This window comes from Acidimicrobiales bacterium (assembly GCA_035546775.1).
In the GTDB taxonomy this organism is placed as follows: Bacteria; Actinomycetota; Acidimicrobiia; order Acidimicrobiales; family JACCXE01; genus JACCXE01.
Genome location: DASZWD010000016.1, coordinates 1 through 18,465, shown reverse-complemented (window position 1 = coordinate 18,465; position 18,465 = coordinate 1). Strand labels below are relative to the sequence as shown.

Here is an 18,465-nt window from a genome sequence, read left to right as displayed (position 1 = left end):
GTATGGGTTAGGGCTGGAGGAGTCTGCCGAGGCGGCTGACGGCGATGCGCAGGCCGACGGCGCCCATGACGACGAGGTAGACGGCGCGCACGACGAGGCCCGGGCCGACGGCGCCGACGATCAGGGCACGCTCGAGGGCCACCCCCTGGTACAGCGGCGTCCAGCTCACGATCGACTGCACGCTGTGGGGATAGCGCGACAGCGGGAAGAACGTCGCCGAGAACAGGAACATCGGAAACACCGCGCCGTTGACGTAGTCGAAGTCGGTCCACGAGCGCATGAACGCCGCCGCCGCCAGGCCGACGCCGGCGAAGGCGTAGCCGACCAGCGACGCCACCGGCAGGCACAGCAGGGCCCACCACGAGTGCAGCATGCCGAAGCCGAGCATCACGACGAGGAAGCCGCCGGCGTAGATCGCACCGCGCAGCAGACCCCACACCACTTCGCCCACCGACATGTTGGCGATGCTGATCGGCGTCGCCAGCATGGCGTCGTACGTCTTCAGGTACTTGTACTTGACGAAGAAGGCGATCGTCGTGTCGAAGATCGATCCCATCATCGCCGAGGCGGCGAGCAGGCCGGGAGCGACGAACTCGCGATAGCTCAGCATGTGGCCGCCCGGTCCGGGCAGCTTGCCGACGAGCGCACCCACGCCGATGCCGACCGACAGCAAGTACAGCAACGGCTCGACAAACGCCGCGGCGAAGGACAGCCACATGCGGCGGTACGCCAACGCGTTGCGCTCGACGACGCGGCGCGCCAGCAACGTCGAGGTCACAGCGCCAACCTCCGCCGGAACGCCACGCGCGCCCGCAGCGACGTGACGCCGATCAGCACGACGAGAAACGCGACGTGAGCGACGACGGCCGCGCCCGAGCGCGCGTGACCCGTCGTCGCGGCGCGACACAACTCGATGGCGTGGTACAGCGGTGAGACCTGCACCGCGAGGCGCAGCCACGACGGCAGCTGGCTGACAGGGAAGAACGTGCCCGAGAACATCGCGGCGGGCATCACGACGAGGCGCAGCAACGCTGAGAAGGCGAAGTCGTTCTCCCGGTTCATCGAGAAGCCCGAGAAGGGCACGGCGAAGGCCAGTCCACCGAGCACCGCCGCGGGAACGGCGAGGGGCGCCCACCACGACGCGACGCCGCCGAGCACGGCGGCGGCGAGCACGAACAGCGCCGCGATCCCGGCGGTGTAGGCCGCCAGCCACAGCATGTAGCCCGAGAAGATCTCCGTCGCCTCGATCGGCGTGGCCGCGGTGGCGTGGTAGAAGCCGAGCCACTTGTGTCCCGCCATCACTGGCCACAACGCTTCGGCGGCCGACGACTGCGCGATCAGGAACGCCAGCAGACCGGGAGCGATAAACGTGAGGTAGTCGACGCCACCGACGGACTTGGTGCGGGCGTCGACGATCGGGCCGAGACCGACGCCCATCGCTCCGAGGAAGAACAGCGGCATGGCGAAGTGCGACAGCACCGACCCGCGCCACAGCGTGCGGTACACGCGCACCTGGCGTTCGAACACGCGCACCGAGCCAGGCGTTGCCACGTCAGTCCTCCAGCGTGCGGCCGGCGAGGGTGAGGAAGACGTCTTCGAGCGAGCTGCGGCGCACGAAGACCGACGCCGGCGCCGGGCCACCGCCGTTGAGGTGCGACGACACACCGTCGCCGTCGTCGGAGTAGATGAGGATGCGATCCGGCAGGCCCTCGACGCGGTCGTAGGCGTCGCGCAGTCGCGGTAGCGCCGATTCACGATCGGCGGCCGTGTGATAGCGCAGCTCGACGACCTCACGGCGGGTGTAGCGCTCGATCAATTCACGCGGCGAGCCCTCGGCGACGATGCGCGCCTGATCCATGATCACGAGCCGGTCGCACAGCTGCTCGGCTTCGTCCATGTAGTGCGTCGTCAACACCATGGTCACGCCCTCGGACTTGAGCTGCCACAACCGCTCCCACAGCAAGTGGCGGGCTTGGGGATCGAGGCCCGTCGTCGGTTCGTCGAGCAGCAGCAACTCCGGTCGGTTGATGAGCGAGCGGGCGATGGTGAGGCGCCGCTTCATGCCGCCCGACAGCGGGTCGACCTTGTCGTTGCGCCGGTCGCGCAGCTGCACGAAGTCGAGCAGTTCCTCAGCGCGCGGCCGGATCTCCGACATCGGCAGCCCGAAGTACCGGCCGTAGATGACGAGGTTCTCCCACACCGTGAGTTCGGTGTCGAGGTTGTCGTCTTGCGCCACGACGCCGAGGCGGGCCCGGATACGCGACCCGTCGACGGCAGGATCCATGCCGAGGATCGACAGGTGCCCGCTCGAGATCGGCGACACCGAGCCGATCAGGCGCATGGTCGAGCTCTTGCCCGCGCCGTTCGGACCGAGGAAGCCGAAGGTCTCGCCCCGCTCGACGGTGAAGTCGATGGCGTCGACGGCGGTGAACGCGCCGAAGCGCTTCGTCACTTCCCGACCCACGATCATCGGCTCCTTTGACACGGCGAGCCAACCTAGAGTTTGGGCCGCACTGGGGGGAACGATTTTGGGGAAGCGGATCGGCGCGCTGCTCGCGGCGTGCTTCGTGTTGATGACCATTGCACCGCGCGCCGGCGCGGCGCCGGACGAGGTCACGCCGGCGGAGGACAACCCGCCGGGGTGCACGACCGCCGGGTTCGGCAATTCGAGCCAATGCGGCGCCCAGGGGCGCAACAACTTCGACGACGCCAACCACGTGGCGCCGATCGACGAGTGCAAGACCACTGTCGCGCCGTCGGGCTCGACGATCACGCGCATCCTGCCCAACGGACCGCGCCGCGCCGACAACTCGCTGGCGTTCATCTCCGGCGCCTGCGTCTATCTGCCGCCGGGCTACGCCACCAGCGGACTCCACTACCCGGTGCTGTACCTGCTGCACGGTGGCGGAGGTGACGAGCAGGACTGGGCCAACCCGCACGACGGCGATATCCGCAAGACGCTCGACGACTTCTACGCCGCCGACGCGTCGCACGCAGTGATCGCCGTCATGCCCGACGGCAACGACGGCAACTGGCACGACTACGCCGACGGCTCGTTCATGATCGAGACGTACGTACTGCGCTACCTGATTCCTTACGTCGACCGGCACTTCCGCACGATCGCCGATCGACGCGGTCGCGCCGTCGACGGCTTGTCGAACGGCGGCTACGGAGCGCTGGAACTCGCGGCGAAGGCGCCGGACCTGTTCGTGGCCGCCGGCGGCATGTCGTCCAACGTCGGCGGGCGCGACATGTCCGGCTTCGGGAACCCGGAGGAGTTCGGCGCCTTCTACTACGGCAATACGCCCACGCCGTTGGCGTCGAATCTCGACAACGTCGCGGTCACGATGGACCTCGCCAACGGGTGCTCCAACCAGCAGGACCTCAGCACCAACCTGTGCCTGCTCGTCGCCGTCGACACCGCGTTCCGCTACGACAACGAAGCGTTCCGCGACGCGATGGCGAAGGTCGAACACGTCGGAGCGTTCGAGTACCGCGAGAGCGAGGGCGAACACGAGTGGCGGTGGTGGACGACATGGTTCCGCGAGCGGCAACTGCCCTTTATCTACCAACGCCTCGCCCAACCGGCGCACACACCGACGACCTCGCCGCTGCCGGCGTCGTTCCGCTACCGGTCGATCGCGTCGCGCTTCAGCGTCTACGGCTACGACGTCACCGTCACCCGCGCCCACCCGGAGTTCCTCGACCTCGCCAACGTGTCGGCCGGCGGCCTCACCGTGACCGGCACCGGTACGGCGACAATCACCACCGCGGCGCGCTACGTCCCCGGCGCCGCCTATGCAGTCACGACCCGCGCCAACGGTGTCGACCGCGACGCCCTGGTCAAGGCTGGCCGCGACGGACGCCTCACCTTCTCCGTCGACCTCGGCCCGTCGCATGACGCCGAGGAGTACTCGCCTCCGGCGCGGGCCGAAGACGCCGCTGGCACCTACGCCTTCGCCACCCGCGAGATCGCCATCCGTCCGATCCCGATCGTGCGCGCCGCCGTCGAAGCTCGAAGCGGCACAGACGCCCTCCCCCGTACCGGCGGTTCCGCGGAACCGCTGGAGATCGGTGCGCTCCTGCTGACCTTGGCGCTCGCTGGTCGCGTTGTGAATCGGCTCCGTACCGCGGAGTAGGGTCGGCCTTCCGTCAGATCCAGATAGGGAGGGACACATGGCAAAGGCTGCCGTTTTCGTTGGGCAGGACCAGCCCCTCGTCATTCGTACCGATGTTGAAGTCGAGGCGCCGCACGCGCACGAAGTGAAGGTCCGCATGGGCGCGTCGGGTGTGTGCCACTCCGACCTGTCGATGACCAACGGCACGATGATGGCGTTCCCGCCGATCATCCTCGGCCACGAGGGCGCGGGCGTCGTCGAAGCGGTTGGTGAAGGCGTCACCAACGTCAAGGTCGGCGACCACGTCGTCATCTCCTGGGTGCCCCAGTGCGGCGAGTGCTTCTTCTGCCAGCATGACCAGGGCTACCTGTGTGAGGCGGCGTCGGGCGCGCTCGCGATGGGCACGATGATGGACGGCACCACTCGGGCCACGTCCGAAGGCGCTCCCCTGCCGCAGATGGCCGGCGCCGGCACGTTCTCGGAGGTCTCGATCCTGCCTGATGTCGCCGTGGTCAAGATCGACGACGACGTCGACATGAAGGTCGCGGCGCTCATCGGCTGCGGCGTGCTCACCGGTACCGGCGCGGCGATGAACACCGCCGACATCAAGCCGGGCGACACCGTCGCCGTCGTGGGCTGCGGTGGCGTGGGCCTCAACGTCATCCAGGGAGCCCGCATCAAGGGCGCCAAGGAGATCATCGCCATCGACATGGTCGAGTCGAAGCTCCAGCTGGCCAAGGAATTCGGTGCCACCGCCACCGTCAACGCCGGCCAGGGCGATCCGGTTGCCCAGGTCATGGAGATGACGGGCGGCCGCGGCGCCGACGTCGCGTTCGAGGTCATCGGCCTCCAGGCCACGATCGACCAGACGATCAACATGACCCGCCGCGGCGGCCAGGCGATCCTCGTCGGCGTGCCGAAGATGGACGTCATGGTTACCCAGCCGGCCTTCTTCGGCATCGTGCTGGCCGAGAAGACGATCAAGGGTTGCTGGTACGGCTCGTCCAACGTGCAGAAGGACGTGCCGAAGCTGGTCGAGCTCTACAAGAAGGGCGAGCTCAAGCTCGACGAGCTGATCAGCCGCACCATCCCGCTCGAGGACGTCAACGAGGCTTTCGAAGCGATGAAGACCGGCGAGGTTGCCCGCTCGGTCATCGAATACAAGTAACGCAGCCCAGACGCGAAACGAGGCCCGCCCCACAAGGGGGCGGGCCTCGTCGCGTACGTCACCGGTCTGTGAACAGGCTGACGGCGCGCCGCGCCAGCTCGCGTACGAAGCCGCTGCCCGCGGCGCTGGCCTCGCCCGCCGGTCCGCCAGTGCGGGCGACGACGAGTTCGAGGCTCGGCACCACGACGCAGCACTGATCGCCGGCGCCGAGCGCCGCGAAGGCATCAGCGGGCACCCCGGGAAAGAACGGCCCTTCGACCCGCACGGCGAGGCGGGGCGCGAAGAAGAACGGTGAGCCGTTGACCCACCACAGCAGTCCGTACGCCGGGTTCAGTTGCTGGCTCGGTCGCGTCATCGCCTGGCGGTACGCGTCGTCCACACCGAGTCCGGCGCAGCCGCGCATCACCGCGTCGCCAAAGCGCACGAGGTCGCGCGCCGGCGAGACCAACGCTTCCATCGGCGTGCCGTCGGGATAGAAGAACGCGCCCTTGAAGATCGCCGGCAGCCGGTCGTTCCACACGCGGGGCTGCCACCGGCTGGCCGTCATCCCAAGGGGCCCCGTGACCCACTCCGCCGTGATGGCGTCGAGGTCGCGGTTCGTGGCGGCGCGCAGCACCCGCTTGACCGTCGGGTACACGACGAGGTTGTAGTCCCACCGCTCCCCGGGCGCGGTGACGAACTCGAGCGCGTCGCCGAGCCCCGAGGTCATCGACAGCAGGTGCCGCAGCGTGATGTCACCCTCGGTGGCCACCTCGGCGCGGCCGGTCCATCCGGCGCCGAGGTGGTCGGTGACCCGATCGTCGAGCCTCAGGTCGCCGCGCGCCACCGCGATGCCGACGAGCACTGACACGATCGACTTCTGCGTCGAGGCCACGTCGACGGGCGCGGCCCATTGTTCGTCGACGACGACCTCGCCGCGGTGCATGACGCACAGGTCGACCGAGTTCGCCGCCCGGACGAAGTCGACGAACGCGTGCGCGGCGCTCAGGTGCCCGGCTGGTTGAGCTGGATGATGGCGAACACCGCGCCCTGCGGATCCATGGCAACGGTGATCTTGCCGGCGTCGCCGGCGTCGAAAGGCTCCATCATCGTGGTACCCCCGAGCTCCTTGATCTTGGCCGCGGCGGCGAACACGTCGTCGACGGCGAAGTACACGAGCCAGTGTTCGGGCACCTCGGGCGGAAAGCGATCGGGCGTCATCGGCATGGCGCCGCCCATCTCGCGCCCGTCGAGGGCGAACTCCGCGTAGTCCTCACCGCCGCCCCACGTCCAGCCGAACACCTCGCTGTAGAACTGCTTGGCCGGTTCGAGGTTGCGGGTGTTCAGCTCGCTCCAGCACAGCGTGCCGTGCTCGTTGACGCGGTAGGAGCCGATCGACGCCATGGGTTGCCAGATGCTGAACGCCGCGCCGTTCGGGTCCATGCACACCGCCATGCGCCCGGCATCCATCACGTCCATCGGGGCCACGATCACCGTTCCGCCCGCCGCCTCGATCTTCTTCGCCGCGGCGTCGGTGTCGGCGACGGTGAAGTACGTGGTCCAGAACGGCGGCCCGGGTGCCTGCTGCGGGCCGATGCCCGCCACGTCGTCGCCGTCGATCTGGGCCATCTTGTAGCCGCCGGCGTCGGGACCGAGGTCGTTCACCTTCCAGCCGAACAGCGCGCTGTAGAACGCGGCGGTGGCGGCGGGATCCGGACTGCCGATGTCGACGTACGACGGGGTCCCCGGTGCGTAGCTCGTTCGCTTTGGCATGCGTTCAACATACGCCGAGGGTGTAACGCGTAAAAGGGCGCGGCGGTTACTGTCAGGTGACTCCTCCTATGGCCGTCAGACTTCCCGCGGCGGAACGCCGGCAACAGCTCGTCGATACCGCCCTCGACCTGTTCGCGGCCAAAGGGCTGCACGGCACGTCGATGGACGACATCGCCGAGGCGGCGGGCGTCACCAAGCCGGTGCTGTACCAGCACTTTCGCTCCAAGCGCGCCCTGTTCCTCGAACTCCTCGACCAAGTGGGCCGGCAACTTCTGTCCGCGATCGCGGCGGCGACCGCCAACGCCACCTCGCCGCGCCAGCAGGTCGAACTCGGCCTCACCGCCTATTTCCAGTTCGTCGCCGACCACCACTCGTCATTCGTGCTGCTCTTCGGCGACGGCACCCGTCGCGACGAGGAGTTCGCCTCGGCGGTCAACGGCGTGGAGAACACGATCGCCGACTTCGTAGCCGCCCTGATCGCCGCTGGCCTCGACGACGCTCACCGCCAACTCCTCGCCCACGCCATTGTGGGCATGGCCGAGAGCGCCAGCCGGCGTTGGGTGGCTTCGGGTGCGACGGAGTCGGCAAGCACCGCGGCCAGCCGCGTCGCCGACCTCGCGTGGGCAGGATTGCGCGCCGTCCACCGATGACCACACCCGGCCGCGACGTCCACGTCGCGCCGTGGGACGGCGAGTGGCCCGCTGACGACGGCGACGCCAACTTCAAGGCCGACATCGTCCTGTACAAGCACAGCGACCCGCTCAGCACCCTCGACAACCTCAGCCGCGCCATCGGGGTCCCGGTAGGCGGCCTCGTCCACTACGTCCTCGCTCGCTGGGCCAGCGCCGGGAGCGCCGCCGCGCTCGAGATGGGCCCGTCGATGATCGACCGGTTGTGGGAGCACGTCGAGACCGCCGAAGCCGCCGGGACCGACGACGCCCGCCTGGCCGCCTACGACGCGCTCAAGCAGATGGTGTCGTGGTTGCGCATACCGCTCGCCGACAACGGGTAGCCGCGACACATGAGCGCGACACAGATGGCCACCGAATTTGCGACCGACCTGGGTGAAAGGCTCAAGCACGAGGGCGAGAAGCTGCGCACACTCGAGCTCGTCACGCGACCTCTGCGAAAGCCCGAGCCCGAAAAGAAGCACAGCAAGCTCGGCATGATCATGCTCGTTCTCGCCGGCGCCGGCGCCGTCTATGCGCTGTACCGCATGGTGCGCCCGACGGCCGAGGAGCCGTCGTTCACACCGCGCCAGCAGCCGGCCGCCGAAACCAAGAATGGTTCGGAGCCCGAAAACCGATTCGCTACCGCCGGCCGGTAAACCGACTCACAGCCAACTCACAACCGACCTGAATGCCCTTTTGATGGTTTGAGGACAAGACTCCCCCTTCGTGGGATTCGTGGGGTCATACGCGCGCAGCGAATTGGTGCGCCGCAAGGGGCGCACCATCGTGACGGCTCTCGGGCTCGCCGGCGGCGTGGCGCTGGTTTTGTCCATCGTCGGAGCGTCCGCTGGACTCGCGGACGCGCAGAACCGGGTGCTGACGCCGCTGTCGTCGGTCGGGACGGACATCCTCGTCACCCGCCAGACCGCGGCCGACGCCAACGCCACCAACAACGCGAACGGCAACGGCGGCACGGCGGCGGCGAACGGGCCGGGCGCGCGCCGCGGCTTCGGCCAGGATCAGGCCGCCACAGCCGAAGAGACCAACGCCATCAAGACCGACCTGTCGAAACTCGGCAACCCCGGCGACAAGTTCACACACGACTTCTTCGTCGCGTCGGGCGGCGTCACGTTCGACACCAGCGTCCTCACGCAGTTGCAGAAGGTCAGCGGAGTGGCGGCGGTGGTGCCCGGCCTGACCATGGTCGCCACGCACCAGACCGGCACCGTCCCCCAAATCGTGGCCACGATCAACCAGCCCGAACAGACCGTGCAGCCCGCGCCGCCGACCGAGCAGGAACGCGCCGACATCCAGGCGTGTCTCCAGAAGCAGGGCGTGACTTTCGGCAACGACGGTGGCGGGCAGCAGACCGCGCCGGCCCCGGGTGACAACGGTGGGGGCGGCGGCGGCGGGCGCGGGTTCCGCGGCGTCGGCGGCCAAGCCTTCCTGCAGTGCCTGCCCCAGCGGTTCCAGCAGTTCCGCATCCCGCAGCAAACGCTGACGCAAGCACTCAACCCACCCCAGACCGACATCACGTCGACCACGTACACCGCCGGCGGTGTCGACCCGAAGCATCCCGACTCGGGCCTCGTGACCGCCAGCCAGGTCGTGAAGGGCCACTACCTGTCGAGCTCCGCCACCGACGAAGTGATGGTGGCGGCGAGCTACGCCAAGTCCAACAACCTGGACCTCGGCAAGACCCTCGCCATCAACGGCAAGACGTTCAAGGTCGTCGGCATCGTGCAGCCCGCCGTGCAGGGCAGCGCGGCCGACGTGTACTTCCCCCTGTCGACGCTGCAGGATCTCTCGAGTCGGCAGGGCCGCATCAACACGGTGCTGGTGAAGGCCAACAGCTCGGGCAACGTCGACAAGGTCGCCGCGGCGATCCGCAAGCAGCTCGGCAGCGAGGCGCAGGTGGTCACGACGGCGTCGCTCGCGTCCCAGGTCACCGGCAGTCTCAAGGACACGAAGAAGCTCGCCGACCGCTTCGGCGGTGTCCTGGCGATCATCGTGCTCGGATCGGCCTTCGCCCTCGCCGCCCTGTTGACGCTGTCGTCGATCGGCAAGCGCGTGCGTGAGATCGGCACCCTGCGCGCCGTCGGGTGGCCGCGCAAGATGGTGATGCGCCAGATCCTCGTGGAAACGCTCGGCATCAGCGTCATCGGTGCCGTGCTCGGCGTCGCCCTCGGCTTGTTCGGCGGCTTCGTCATCGGAAAGGCGTCGCCGTCGCTGAGCGCGACGGTGCCGACGGTCAACAGCTCGGCGCGACTGCTCGCCGCCGTCGGCGCCACCAGCCGCAACGCCGCGGCGACCAACGCGACGCGCACGTTGCACCTCACCGTGCCCGTCGACGTCACCACGATCGTGCTCGGTGTGTTCCTGGCGCTGCTCGGCGGCCTGCTCGCCGGCGGCATCGGTGCATGGCGGGCGAGCCGGTTGCAGCCGGCCGAAGCGCTGAGGAACCTCGGATGAGCATCGTCACCACGCAGCCGCGCTACCTGCTGGACGACGTCTCGCGCGTCTACAAGACGGGCGGCGGCGACGTGCGGGCCGTCGACGGCATCACGCTGTCGATCGCTCCGGGCGAATTCATCGCCATCGAAGGACCGAGCGGCTCGGGCAAGTCGACGCTGCTCCAGCTGATCGGCGGGCTCGAACGGGCAACCAGTGGACGCGTCGAACTCGACGGTGAAGACCTCGGCACGCTGGGTGACACCGAACTCACGGCGCTGCGCAACAAGGCGATCGGCTTCGTGTTCCAGCACTTCAACCTCATCCCGACATTGACCGCGGTCGACAACGTCGCGCTGGCGCTGGCACCCAGCGGCGTGTCGAAGCAGGAACGGCTGGCGCGCAGCACGTCGATGTTGCAGCAGGTTGGCCTTGGCGATCGTCTCGACCACCTGCCCTCGACGCTGTCGGGCGGCGAGCAGCAGCGCGTCGCCATCGCCCGCGCCTTGGTGAACCGGCCGCGCGTGCTGCTGGCCGACGAGCCGACGGGCAACCTCGACACCGCCACGACCAACGAGATCGTCGAGATCCTCGGCACGCTCGGCGAAGACGAAGTGACCGTCGTGCTGATCACCCACGCCGTCGAAGTGGCCGAACGCGCCAAACGCCGCGTGGCGCTGCGCGACGGCAAGATCGTCAGCGACTCGGCTTCTTCGTGACCGCGGGGTTGTAACAGACGCCGCGCATGCCGAGCATCTGAGCCGACACGCACTTGTTGGAGTTGAGGCACAGCCGGGGCGTGGCGTCGCCGCCGAGGATGCGTTCGGCCAAGTCGGGCTCGGCGTAGAACGGACGGCCGATGCCGACCACGTCGGCGTCGCCGGCGTCGAGAATGGCGTTGACCTCGTCGGCCGTGCGGATGCCGCCGACCGCGAAGACCGGAATGCGCACCCGCTGCTTGACGGCACGGAACAGCTCGCGGTTCCACACGGGCTCGAACGGGGCCCGCTTGCCGCCGTACCACGCACCGGCTTTGACCACGGCACGCCGGAAGCGCTTCGGCGCCGTCTTCTCGAAGCGGTTCTTCATGCCGTTGTTGGTCCACAGACCGTCGGGCACGCCGCCGCGGCACAGGATCGTGTCGGGGAACACGCCGACTTCGACGGGCGTCACCGCGTCGAAGCCCCATTCTTCGAACAGCGTCGCCAGGCGCAGGGCGTCGTCGAAGCCGATGTGCTTCGTGCCGGGTAGGCCGCCGAACTCGCAGGGCACCTTCACGAGGCAGGGGTAGTCGGCGCCGGCGTGGCGCGCCACCTCCTCGCGAATGAGCCGCAGCACGCGGGCGCGGTTGTCGAGCGAACCGCCGAATTCGTCGGTGCGACGGTTGTAGAACGGCGACAGGAACTGGTCGAGCAACTTGGCATTGGCGTTGCCGAGTTGGACGGCGTCGTAACCGGCTTCGCGGCCCCAGGCGGCGGCGCGTCCGTACGTCGTCGCCAGCTGGCGCACTTCGTCGGTGGTGAGCGCGTGCACCGGCACGCCGCGGAACGCCGCCCGAATCGGCCACGGTGGTTTCGACGCCGCCAGCAAGGGACCTTGGCGCTGCGAGGCGTACGGCTCCTGCCACGCCTCGATGGCGTAGAGCCCTCCGTGGCCCAGCTGGAGCACGATCGCCGCGCCCGCCGCGTGCACCGCGTCGACCATGGGGGCGAACCTCATCACCTTTTCGCGCGTGTCGGCGCATGACATGCCCGGCCCAGTGCGGCCTTCGCGGGCGATGCACGTCGAGCCCTGCACGATCATGCCGACGCCGTGGCGCGCGTTCTCGACGAAGTGCGCGGCGTACTTGTCGCCGGCGTCGGGGCCGTCGCCCACGCCCTCGAGCACCGGGGCGCGGTAGAGGCGGTTGCGCACCGTCATCGATCCGATGGTCAGCGGCGTCCGCAGTACACCTGTCATAAGGTCAATCCATGCTTCGCAAGTTCGCGGTGGTCGCCGCATTCGTAACACTTCTCTCCGCCTGCAGTACAAGCGGTGGGGGCGACGAACGCCAGGTGCTAGTCGACTTCAGCCCGGACAACGTCGCCGTGTTCGTCGCGAAGTACTTCCCGGCCAAGGTCACGGTCACGCCCGGACAAACCGTCGCGTTTCACCAGACGTGGACGGGCGAGCCGCACACCATCACCGGCGGCGCGTTCCCCAGCGAGGCGCTGCGCAAGTCGAAGCAGTGGTTCGCGCTGTTCGACAGCTACACCGAGCTCGCGGCCAAGAACACGTCGATGGTCAATCCCGACGACCCCGGCGACGCCACCTTCCAACAGTTCGCCGCCGCACTCAAGGCCGCCAAGCCGGCCGCGACGCGTGACAAGGTGCTCGCCGACTGGCGCGGGCTGCGCGCCGCGTACCCCGATCTGCCCGACATCGACAACCCGCCGGACATGCCGTTCAGTGAGGTGAACGATCTGGTCGACCGTTTGTCGGCCAGTTCGTTCGGGTCGCTCCCGAGCGCGACCGACGACAACGACAACATCAACCAGAACGTGGCGCGGCCGTGCTACCTCAAGACCGGCGCGCCGCCCGAGGACCCCAACCAGTCGTGCACGGCGGCGCAGCGTCACCAGCCCGCGTTCGACGGGAAGTACGCCTTCTACAACAGCGGCGTGATCCCGTACGACGGCCCGCGCGGCAACACCTACCGGATGAAGATCGCCACCACCACGAAGCCGGGCAAGTACTTCTTCTACTGCGCGATCCACGGACCCGACCAAAGCGTGGAGGTCGACGTCGTCAAGCCCGGCACGAAAACCCCGTCAGCGTCAACGGTCGCGCATCAAGGCCGGCAGGAGGCAGAGGCGGTAGTGGCACCGATGGTGGCGGCGTACCGCACTGCGGTTCAGAGCAATGCCGCTCGCTTCCATGGTTCGAAGATCAAGGGTCCCTTCGCCGGCCTTCCCACGGATATCCACGGATCAGTCAACGAGTTCGTGCCGCGCACCCTGCACGTGAAGGCTGGCGCGCCCATCACCTGGAAGGTGTCAGGCGCGCACACCATCAGCTTCGACGTGCCGGCCTACTTCCCCATCCTCGAGTTCAGCGCCAACAAAGTGCGCTTCAACCCGAAGACACGCCGCGCTGCCGGCGGGGCAACGCCGCCGCCGGCCGATCAGAGCGCGACGAAGAAGATCGACGGGGGCACCTACGACGGCACCGGGTTCTGGTCATCGGGCCTCGTCGGCAACGACAGCGAGCTCGATTACACCCTGCGCATCACGAAACCGGGCACCTACAACTACGCGTGCTTGGTGCACCCGCAGATGATCGGCCAGATCGTCGTCAGCTAAGCGCTTTGATCATCAGCATCGTGTCCTCGCTGATGCTCGACGGCACGATGTAATCGTCCTCGCTGCGGATCTGGTCGAAGTTGTCGCGCACGTCTTCGAGCGTCAGTTCCTTGTTGGTGTAGCCCGGACCGACGGCGATGAAGATGCGGGCGACGCGGCCGCCACCGCACGAATACAGCTCGCCCGTCACCGGGCAGTCCTCGTGGGCGAGGAAGGCCACGATCGGCGTGATGTGCTCGGGCAGCAGGTTGTCGGCCATCGGGCCGAGCAGGTCCTCGGTCATGCGCGTCTTGGCGACGGGCGCGATGGCGTTGGCCTTGATGTTGTTCTTCGCCCCTTCGACGGCGAGCACGCGGGTGAAGCCGACGAGACCCATCTTGGCGGCGCCGTAGTTGGTCTGGCCGAAGTTGCCGAAGACGCCGGCGGGCGACGACGTGTTCACGATGCGCCCGTAGCCCTGCTCCTTCATGCGGATGTACGCCGGGCGGGTCACGTTGAACGCACCCTTGAGGTGCACGTCGATGACGGGGTCGACGAGGTCGGGCGTCATGTTGTGGAACGACTTGTCGCGCAGGATGCCGGCGTTGTTGACGACGATGTCGATGCGGCCGAAGGCGTCGATCGCCGTCTGCACGATTGCCTCGCCGCCCTCGGGCGTGGCCACGCTGTCGTAGTTCGGCACGGCTTCGCCGCCCGCCGCCTTGATCTCGTCGACGACGGTCTGCGCCGCGGTCTGCGAGGACCCGGTGCCGTCGGTGGCGCCACCGAGGTCGTTGACCACGACCAGCGCACCGCGACGCGCCAACTCGAGGGCGTGCGAGCGGCCGAGACCGCCACCCGCGCCAGTGATGATTGCCACCTTGCCGTCAAAAGAGAGGTCAGACATGGGGCGGCAGCCTAGATACCGCGCGGTATGGATGCCTACTCAGCGGTAGATGTTCAGCGTGGCGTCGCAGCCGAAATCGGCAGGATTGCCGCGACCCGTCGCCGCCAGGACGAACAGGCCTGGATTGCCGGTGATGCGCTCGCCGCCGCCCTTGACGTCGATCTCAGGCACGCCGTCGAGGGCCAGCGTCGCCGGACCCCAACCCTGCGCTTCGAGATGGAACGCCACGTGGCTGAGCGCGGCGAGCAGTTCGGCCGGCGACGGATGGTGGCCGAGGCCGAGGGCGTCGTCGATGTCGTCGGCGTGGACGGCGCCGTCGAACACGAGGGCTTCGACGCCTTCGGCGAGGGTGCCGTCGAAGTTGGGCAGCGGCGCATCCCACGCGTCGGGCGGGAAGGCGGCGACGAGCGCCGGGGCGGCGGCGCGCACGCCGTCGAGTTCGTCGGCGAGCTGTGCGCCACTACGGCCGCGCCGCTCTTCGGCCTGACGCTGGGTCACCTCGGGCGTGCCCTGCCCTTCGACCTGGCCGGCGGCGATCTCGACGATCGATCCGACGAAGTGACCGGCGACGTCGCCGACGGTCCAGCCGTCGCATCGGCTGGGCGTCGTCAGTTGCCCGGCGGTCAGGGGACGTACGAGCGCGGAGAAGCGGGCGAGTCCTTGCTCGAACGCGTCGAGGAGCTCTTCACGGGATTGGATGGGTGCCATGCGGCCACCGTGCGCCGGCGGCGTCACGGATCCAATTACCTGTCACGTCATGGTCGCGGTGTAAGAGTTTCATTACCTTGCGTTCCATGACCGCACCGACGTTGCTGCGCCAGTGGCGGAACCATCGTCGCTTGAGCCAACTCGAACTCTCCAACAAGGCGGGCGTGTCGACCCGCCACCTCAGCTTCGTCGAGACGGGACGCGCCCAGCCCAGCCGTGAGTTGCTGCTCCACCTCGCCCGCGCCCTCGACGTGCCCATGCGCGACACCAACCACCTGCTGCTCGCCGCGGGGTTCGCGCCCGTCTTCGGCGACGCGCCGCTCGACGCGCCCGAACAGCGCGACACCCTCGCGGCGATCGAGCGCGTGCTGGCGGCGCACGAGCCGTGGCCGGCGCTGGTGGTCGACCGGCACTGGAACCTGGTGCTCGCCAACAAGGCGTCGCTCATCTTCAGCGAAGACGTCGCGCCGCAGCTCCTCGAGCCGCCGCTGAACGTGCTGCGCGTGTGCCTGCACCCCGACGGGATGGCGCCGCGCATCACCAACCTCGGTGTCATGGCCCATCACGTGCTGAACAACCTGCAACGCCAGATCGACGCGCTGGGTGACCCGGTGCTCGTCGCGTTGGCCGACGAGTTGCGCGGGTACGCCGGCGACCGCCTCGGCGACGCCCCCGAAGGCGACACCGGACTCGCGGTCACGATGGAACTCGAGCGCGGCGGCGACACGCTGCGCTTCGTCAACTTGATTGCAACGTTCGGCAGCGCCGTCGACGCCACCACCTCGGAACTCGCGATCGAAACCTTTCTGCCCGCCGACGAGGCAACGGCGTCCGCGCTCACGCGGGTGACGGTCTCCTAGAGCAGCCCGATCAGTCGGATGACGATCCCGACGATCTGGGTGATGCCGCCGGTGACGATCACTGGTTGTGTGGCCCGGTTGTTCGACGTGTTCGGGTCCGACAGGCCGCCGGCGGTCGTAGCGTTGATCAAGTACCCGCCGATCGTCGAGCTCGCCCGGAGCTGGTAGGTGACTTGGGCCGTCGCGCCCCGGGCGACGATGCCCAGGTCGCAGTGGGGACGCGTCTGGACGGGGCAGGTGCCCTGGCTGGTGCTGACGGAGGTGACCTGGAAGCCATCCGGAAGTTGCAGGTCCGCCAACCCCGAGGGCACGCCGACGCTGCCGTGGTTGGTGATCGACTGCGTCACCGTGAACCTCGCGCCGACCTGCATGGTCGACGTGCTGCTGGTCACGGCGGTGGAAAGGTCGCCGTCGTTGGGATCGAAGCCCGGCGTCGCCATGCACGCCGACAGTTCGCTCGTGCCCCGGCGGCCAGTGGCCGTCGCGGTGAGATAACGCGACCGCGCCACCGCGAGGCCGTGGGCGTCGAAGACCGCGTGACCGTGGTCGTCGGTCGTGACCGGCACCGTGCCCAGCCACGTCTCGGCCTCGCCGTGGCCCGACGGGTCACACGTGGCGTTCGAGTAGATATCGACGTTGTAGTGAGCGTCGGTGTCGGCGTCGAGTTGCCCCACGACGCGGCCCCCGTTGTCGGAAGACGCCAACAGCACCGGGAAGTTCGTGATGCCGTCCACATCGAGACTGTCGTTCGGGGTGACCCCCGGCTGATTGTCGTAGTTCAGGACGTCGATGGCCAAGCCGTCGTTGTTGCGGATGACGTTGCGAAGCACCCGCGCGTCGCCGTCCGAGCCCCCGACGCGCACGCCGGTGCCGTTGAACGCGATCACATTCGCGCCCGCAGCAGAGCCGTCCCCAATCTCGTTGTACCAATACGAGTCGATCCCGATCCCGTTGCCCAGCTGCGCGGTGCCGAGCCGGTTGGTGCCGACGAAGTTCCCCAGCACCGTCGAGCCGCCCGTCACGCTGATTCCCGTCGAGTAGCCGACAATCACGTTGCCGTGACCCGGACCACCGATAGTCGCGGGCGAGGAGCCATCGGCTGCGATCCCCACGGCACCGTCATACCCGCAGGCGTCGAATGGCGGCCGAAACGCGTCGCCGTCAGCCTCGGTGCCGACGTAGTTGTCCGTCACCATGGCGGCGTCCCCGTCCAGACCGATACCGAAGCAACCGATGACGACGTTGCGCCGGATCGCGTCTGTACCTATACCGGTCCCCAAGACGCGGATCGAGCCCCCGTCGCCGAGGCGGTGATGACCCGACGCGTCCGTACCGATCAGATTCCCCTCCACCGTGACGCTCGCATGCGCGCCGCCGATGCTGACCCCGCCGTTGATCACGTTCCCCGCGCCCGCGTCGGTGCCGCCGACCACGTCACCCGGCCCCGACACCACGACGCCGAACGTCGCCCCGGACGACCAATCCTCCGGGGTCGTGCCATCGAGGGTGCCGATGTAGCTGGCTTCGAGACGATCGTTGCCGCCCTCGAGCAAAACGTCGTACAGGCTGAACCGCCACACGCTCAGCGCGCGAATCGTGCTGCCCGCGGCGCGTACGTCCAGGCCGACCGTCGCATAGGGGTGTTCAGTCGCCTGGCTGCCGTCGATGACGACCAGCGGTGTGCCGGCATAGCCCGGCTGCGTGCTGCCGTCGATGGTGACGGCGTCGGTGATCGGCGGCAACGTGGTACCCGACAGGACGATCGTCGCGGGCCCGCCGTTGTCGATGGCGAAGTTGATCTGGTCCGCACCTACATCCGCGTTGGCCTTCTTGATCGCCTCCCGCAACGTGCAGTCGCTCTGCACGCCGCAGACCCCGTCGTCGTGGTCCGCCGCCGTCGTGACCACGATCGGCGCGTTCGCCGCCGCCGCCCCCGACGCCCCCACAACCGCCCCGGCCGCGACCAAAAGCCCGCATACCGCCACGACCGCGCTCCGCCTCATCGTTCCCCGATTCACCATGCGACGGACCGTACGAAACGCGCCTTGCCAGATCCTTGCCGATGCCTTCGCCAGCGCCACGGCGCGCTCAAGACGGGGCAGGCGACTTCTCTGTCATCGCAGTTGCGTTTGAAAGGCTCCGCTCGGCGGTTGCCCCAGGACGGCGCCGAGTAACCGGGTCACGATCCCGACGATCTGGCTGATGCCGCCGGTGACGATCACTGGTTGTGTGGCCCGGTTGTTCAACGTGTTCGGGTCCGACAGGCCGCCGGCGGTCGTGGCATTGATCAAGTACCCGCCGATCGTCGAGCTCGCCCGGAGCTGGTAGGTGACTTGGGCCGTCGCGCCCGGGGCGACGATGCCCAGGTCGCAGTGCGCCCGCGTCTGGACGGGGCAGGTGCCCTGACTGGTGCTGACGGAGGTGACCTGGAAGCCGTTCGGGAGTTGCAGGTCCGCCAACCCCGACGGCACGCCGACGCTGCCGTGGTTGGTGATCGACTGCGTCACCGT

19 protein-coding genes are annotated in these 18,465 nt (G+C 68.4%); 9 read left to right on the top strand and 10 right to left on the bottom strand.

Annotation, left to right across the window (positions count from 1 at the left end; translation table 11 throughout):
* Positions 1-7 precede the first annotated feature (7 nt).
* From VHC63_03285 to VHC63_03275, 3 genes are read right to left on the bottom strand one after another with little or no spacing between them, the layout of a single operon-like run.
* Positions 8-778: an ABC transporter permease gene (locus VHC63_03285; GenBank protein ID HVV35599.1), complete on the bottom strand. Its 771-nt coding sequence runs from the start codon at positions 776-778 to the stop codon at positions 8-10.
* Positions 775-1,551 (bottom strand): ABC transporter permease, encoded by a 777-nt coding sequence (locus VHC63_03280; GenBank protein ID HVV35598.1) that lies wholly within the window; start codon positions 1,549-1,551, stop codon positions 775-777. The genes VHC63_03285 and VHC63_03280 overlap by 4 nt, the downstream gene beginning before the upstream one ends.
* A 1-nt stretch (position 1,552) precedes the next feature.
* Positions 1,553-2,485 carry an ABC transporter ATP-binding protein gene (locus VHC63_03275; protein ID HVV35597.1) on the bottom strand — a complete coding sequence of 311 codons (933 nt, stop codon included), beginning with the start codon at positions 2,483-2,485 and terminating at the stop codon, positions 1,553-1,555.
* Between the two features lie 43 nt (positions 2,486-2,528).
* Here VHC63_03275 and VHC63_03270 point away from each other — a divergent pair, with 43 nt between their 5' ends.
* Both VHC63_03270 and VHC63_03265 read left to right on the top strand, forming a co-directional pair.
* The gene (locus VHC63_03270; GenBank protein HVV35596.1) at positions 2,529-4,139 is read left to right on the top strand and encodes an alpha/beta hydrolase-fold protein; all 1,611 of its coding nucleotides are present in this window, start codon (positions 2,529-2,531) and stop codon (positions 4,137-4,139) included.
* A gap of 37 nt (positions 4,140-4,176) precedes the next feature.
* On the top strand, positions 4,177-5,286 hold the full coding sequence (locus VHC63_03265) for a Zn-dependent alcohol dehydrogenase (protein ID HVV35595.1): 1,110 nt from the start codon (positions 4,177-4,179) through the stop codon (positions 5,284-5,286).
* 58 nt (positions 5,287-5,344) lie between these two features.
* On the opposite strand, the gene VHC63_03260 is transcribed toward VHC63_03265, so the two are convergent.
* The gene (locus VHC63_03260; GenBank protein ID HVV35594.1) at positions 5,345-6,274 is read right to left on the bottom strand and encodes a serine hydrolase domain-containing protein; all 930 of its coding nucleotides are present in this window, start codon (positions 6,272-6,274) and stop codon (positions 5,345-5,347) included.
* Positions 6,271-7,038 carry a VOC family protein gene (locus tag VHC63_03255; protein ID HVV35593.1) on the bottom strand — a complete coding sequence of 256 codons (768 nt, stop codon included), beginning with the start codon at positions 7,036-7,038 and terminating at the stop codon, positions 6,271-6,273. Before VHC63_03255 ends, VHC63_03260 begins: the two co-directional genes overlap by 4 nt.
* Positions 7,039-7,106: 68 nt before the next feature.
* On the opposite strand from VHC63_03255, the gene VHC63_03250 reads away from it, so the two are divergent.
* From VHC63_03250 to VHC63_03230, 5 genes are all read left to right on the top strand, one after another.
* Positions 7,107-7,688: a TetR/AcrR family transcriptional regulator gene (locus VHC63_03250; protein HVV35592.1), complete on the top strand. Its 582-nt coding sequence runs from the start codon at positions 7,107-7,109 to the stop codon at positions 7,686-7,688.
* Positions 7,685-8,050: a DUF6027 family protein gene (locus tag VHC63_03245; protein HVV35591.1), complete on the top strand. Its 366-nt coding sequence runs from the start codon at positions 7,685-7,687 to the stop codon at positions 8,048-8,050. Before VHC63_03250 ends, VHC63_03245 begins: the two co-directional genes overlap by 4 nt.
* Positions 8,051-8,059: 9 nt before the next feature.
* Positions 8,060-8,365, top strand: coding sequence for a hypothetical protein (locus tag VHC63_03240; GenBank protein ID HVV35590.1), 306 nt, complete (start codon positions 8,060-8,062; stop codon positions 8,363-8,365).
* 79 nt (positions 8,366-8,444) lie between these two features.
* Complete coding sequence (locus tag VHC63_03235) at positions 8,445-10,181, top strand: ABC transporter permease (GenBank protein HVV35589.1); 1,737 nt, start codon at positions 8,445-8,447, stop codon at positions 10,179-10,181.
* On the top strand, positions 10,178-10,879 hold the full coding sequence (locus tag VHC63_03230) for an ABC transporter ATP-binding protein (GenBank protein ID HVV35588.1): 702 nt from the start codon (positions 10,178-10,180) through the stop codon (positions 10,877-10,879). The genes VHC63_03235 and VHC63_03230 overlap by 4 nt, the downstream gene beginning before the upstream one ends.
* On the opposite strand, the gene VHC63_03225 is transcribed toward VHC63_03230, so the two are convergent.
* Complete coding sequence (locus VHC63_03225) at positions 10,857-12,119, bottom strand: NADH:flavin oxidoreductase (GenBank protein HVV35587.1); 1,263 nt, start codon at positions 12,117-12,119, stop codon at positions 10,857-10,859. The two genes, VHC63_03230 and VHC63_03225, sit on opposite strands and share 23 nt — an antisense overlap.
* Positions 12,120-12,130: 11 nt before the next feature.
* On the opposite strand from VHC63_03225, the gene VHC63_03220 reads away from it, so the two are divergent.
* Positions 12,131-13,501 (top strand): hypothetical protein, encoded by a 1,371-nt coding sequence (locus VHC63_03220; GenBank protein ID HVV35586.1) that lies wholly within the window; start codon positions 12,131-12,133, stop codon positions 13,499-13,501.
* On the opposite strand, the gene VHC63_03215 is transcribed toward VHC63_03220, so the two are convergent.
* Positions 13,494-14,387, bottom strand: a complete 894-nt coding sequence (locus VHC63_03215) for an SDR family oxidoreductase (GenBank protein HVV35585.1) — start codon at positions 14,385-14,387, stop codon at positions 13,494-13,496. The two genes, VHC63_03220 and VHC63_03215, sit on opposite strands and share 8 nt — an antisense overlap.
* Before the next feature lie 39 nt (positions 14,388-14,426).
* Positions 14,427-15,095 (bottom strand): maleylpyruvate isomerase family mycothiol-dependent enzyme, encoded by a 669-nt coding sequence (locus VHC63_03210; GenBank protein ID HVV35584.1) that lies wholly within the window; start codon positions 15,093-15,095, stop codon positions 14,427-14,429.
* Positions 15,096-15,181: 86 nt separating this feature from the next.
* Between VHC63_03210 and VHC63_03205 the strand changes: the two genes are divergently transcribed.
* Positions 15,182-15,955, top strand: a complete 774-nt coding sequence (locus VHC63_03205) for a helix-turn-helix transcriptional regulator (protein HVV35583.1) — start codon at positions 15,182-15,184, stop codon at positions 15,953-15,955.
* Here the strand turns inward: VHC63_03205 and VHC63_03200 are convergent.
* Positions 15,952-17,976, bottom strand: a complete 2,025-nt coding sequence (locus tag VHC63_03200) for a CSLREA domain-containing protein (protein HVV35582.1) — start codon at positions 17,974-17,976, stop codon at positions 15,952-15,954. The two genes, VHC63_03205 and VHC63_03200, sit on opposite strands and share 4 nt — an antisense overlap.
* A gap of 93 nt (positions 17,977-18,069) precedes the next feature.
* Positions 18,070-18,465, bottom strand: a 396-nt coding sequence (locus tag VHC63_03195) for a hypothetical protein (GenBank protein ID HVV35581.1), incomplete at its 5' end; no start/stop codon positions are given.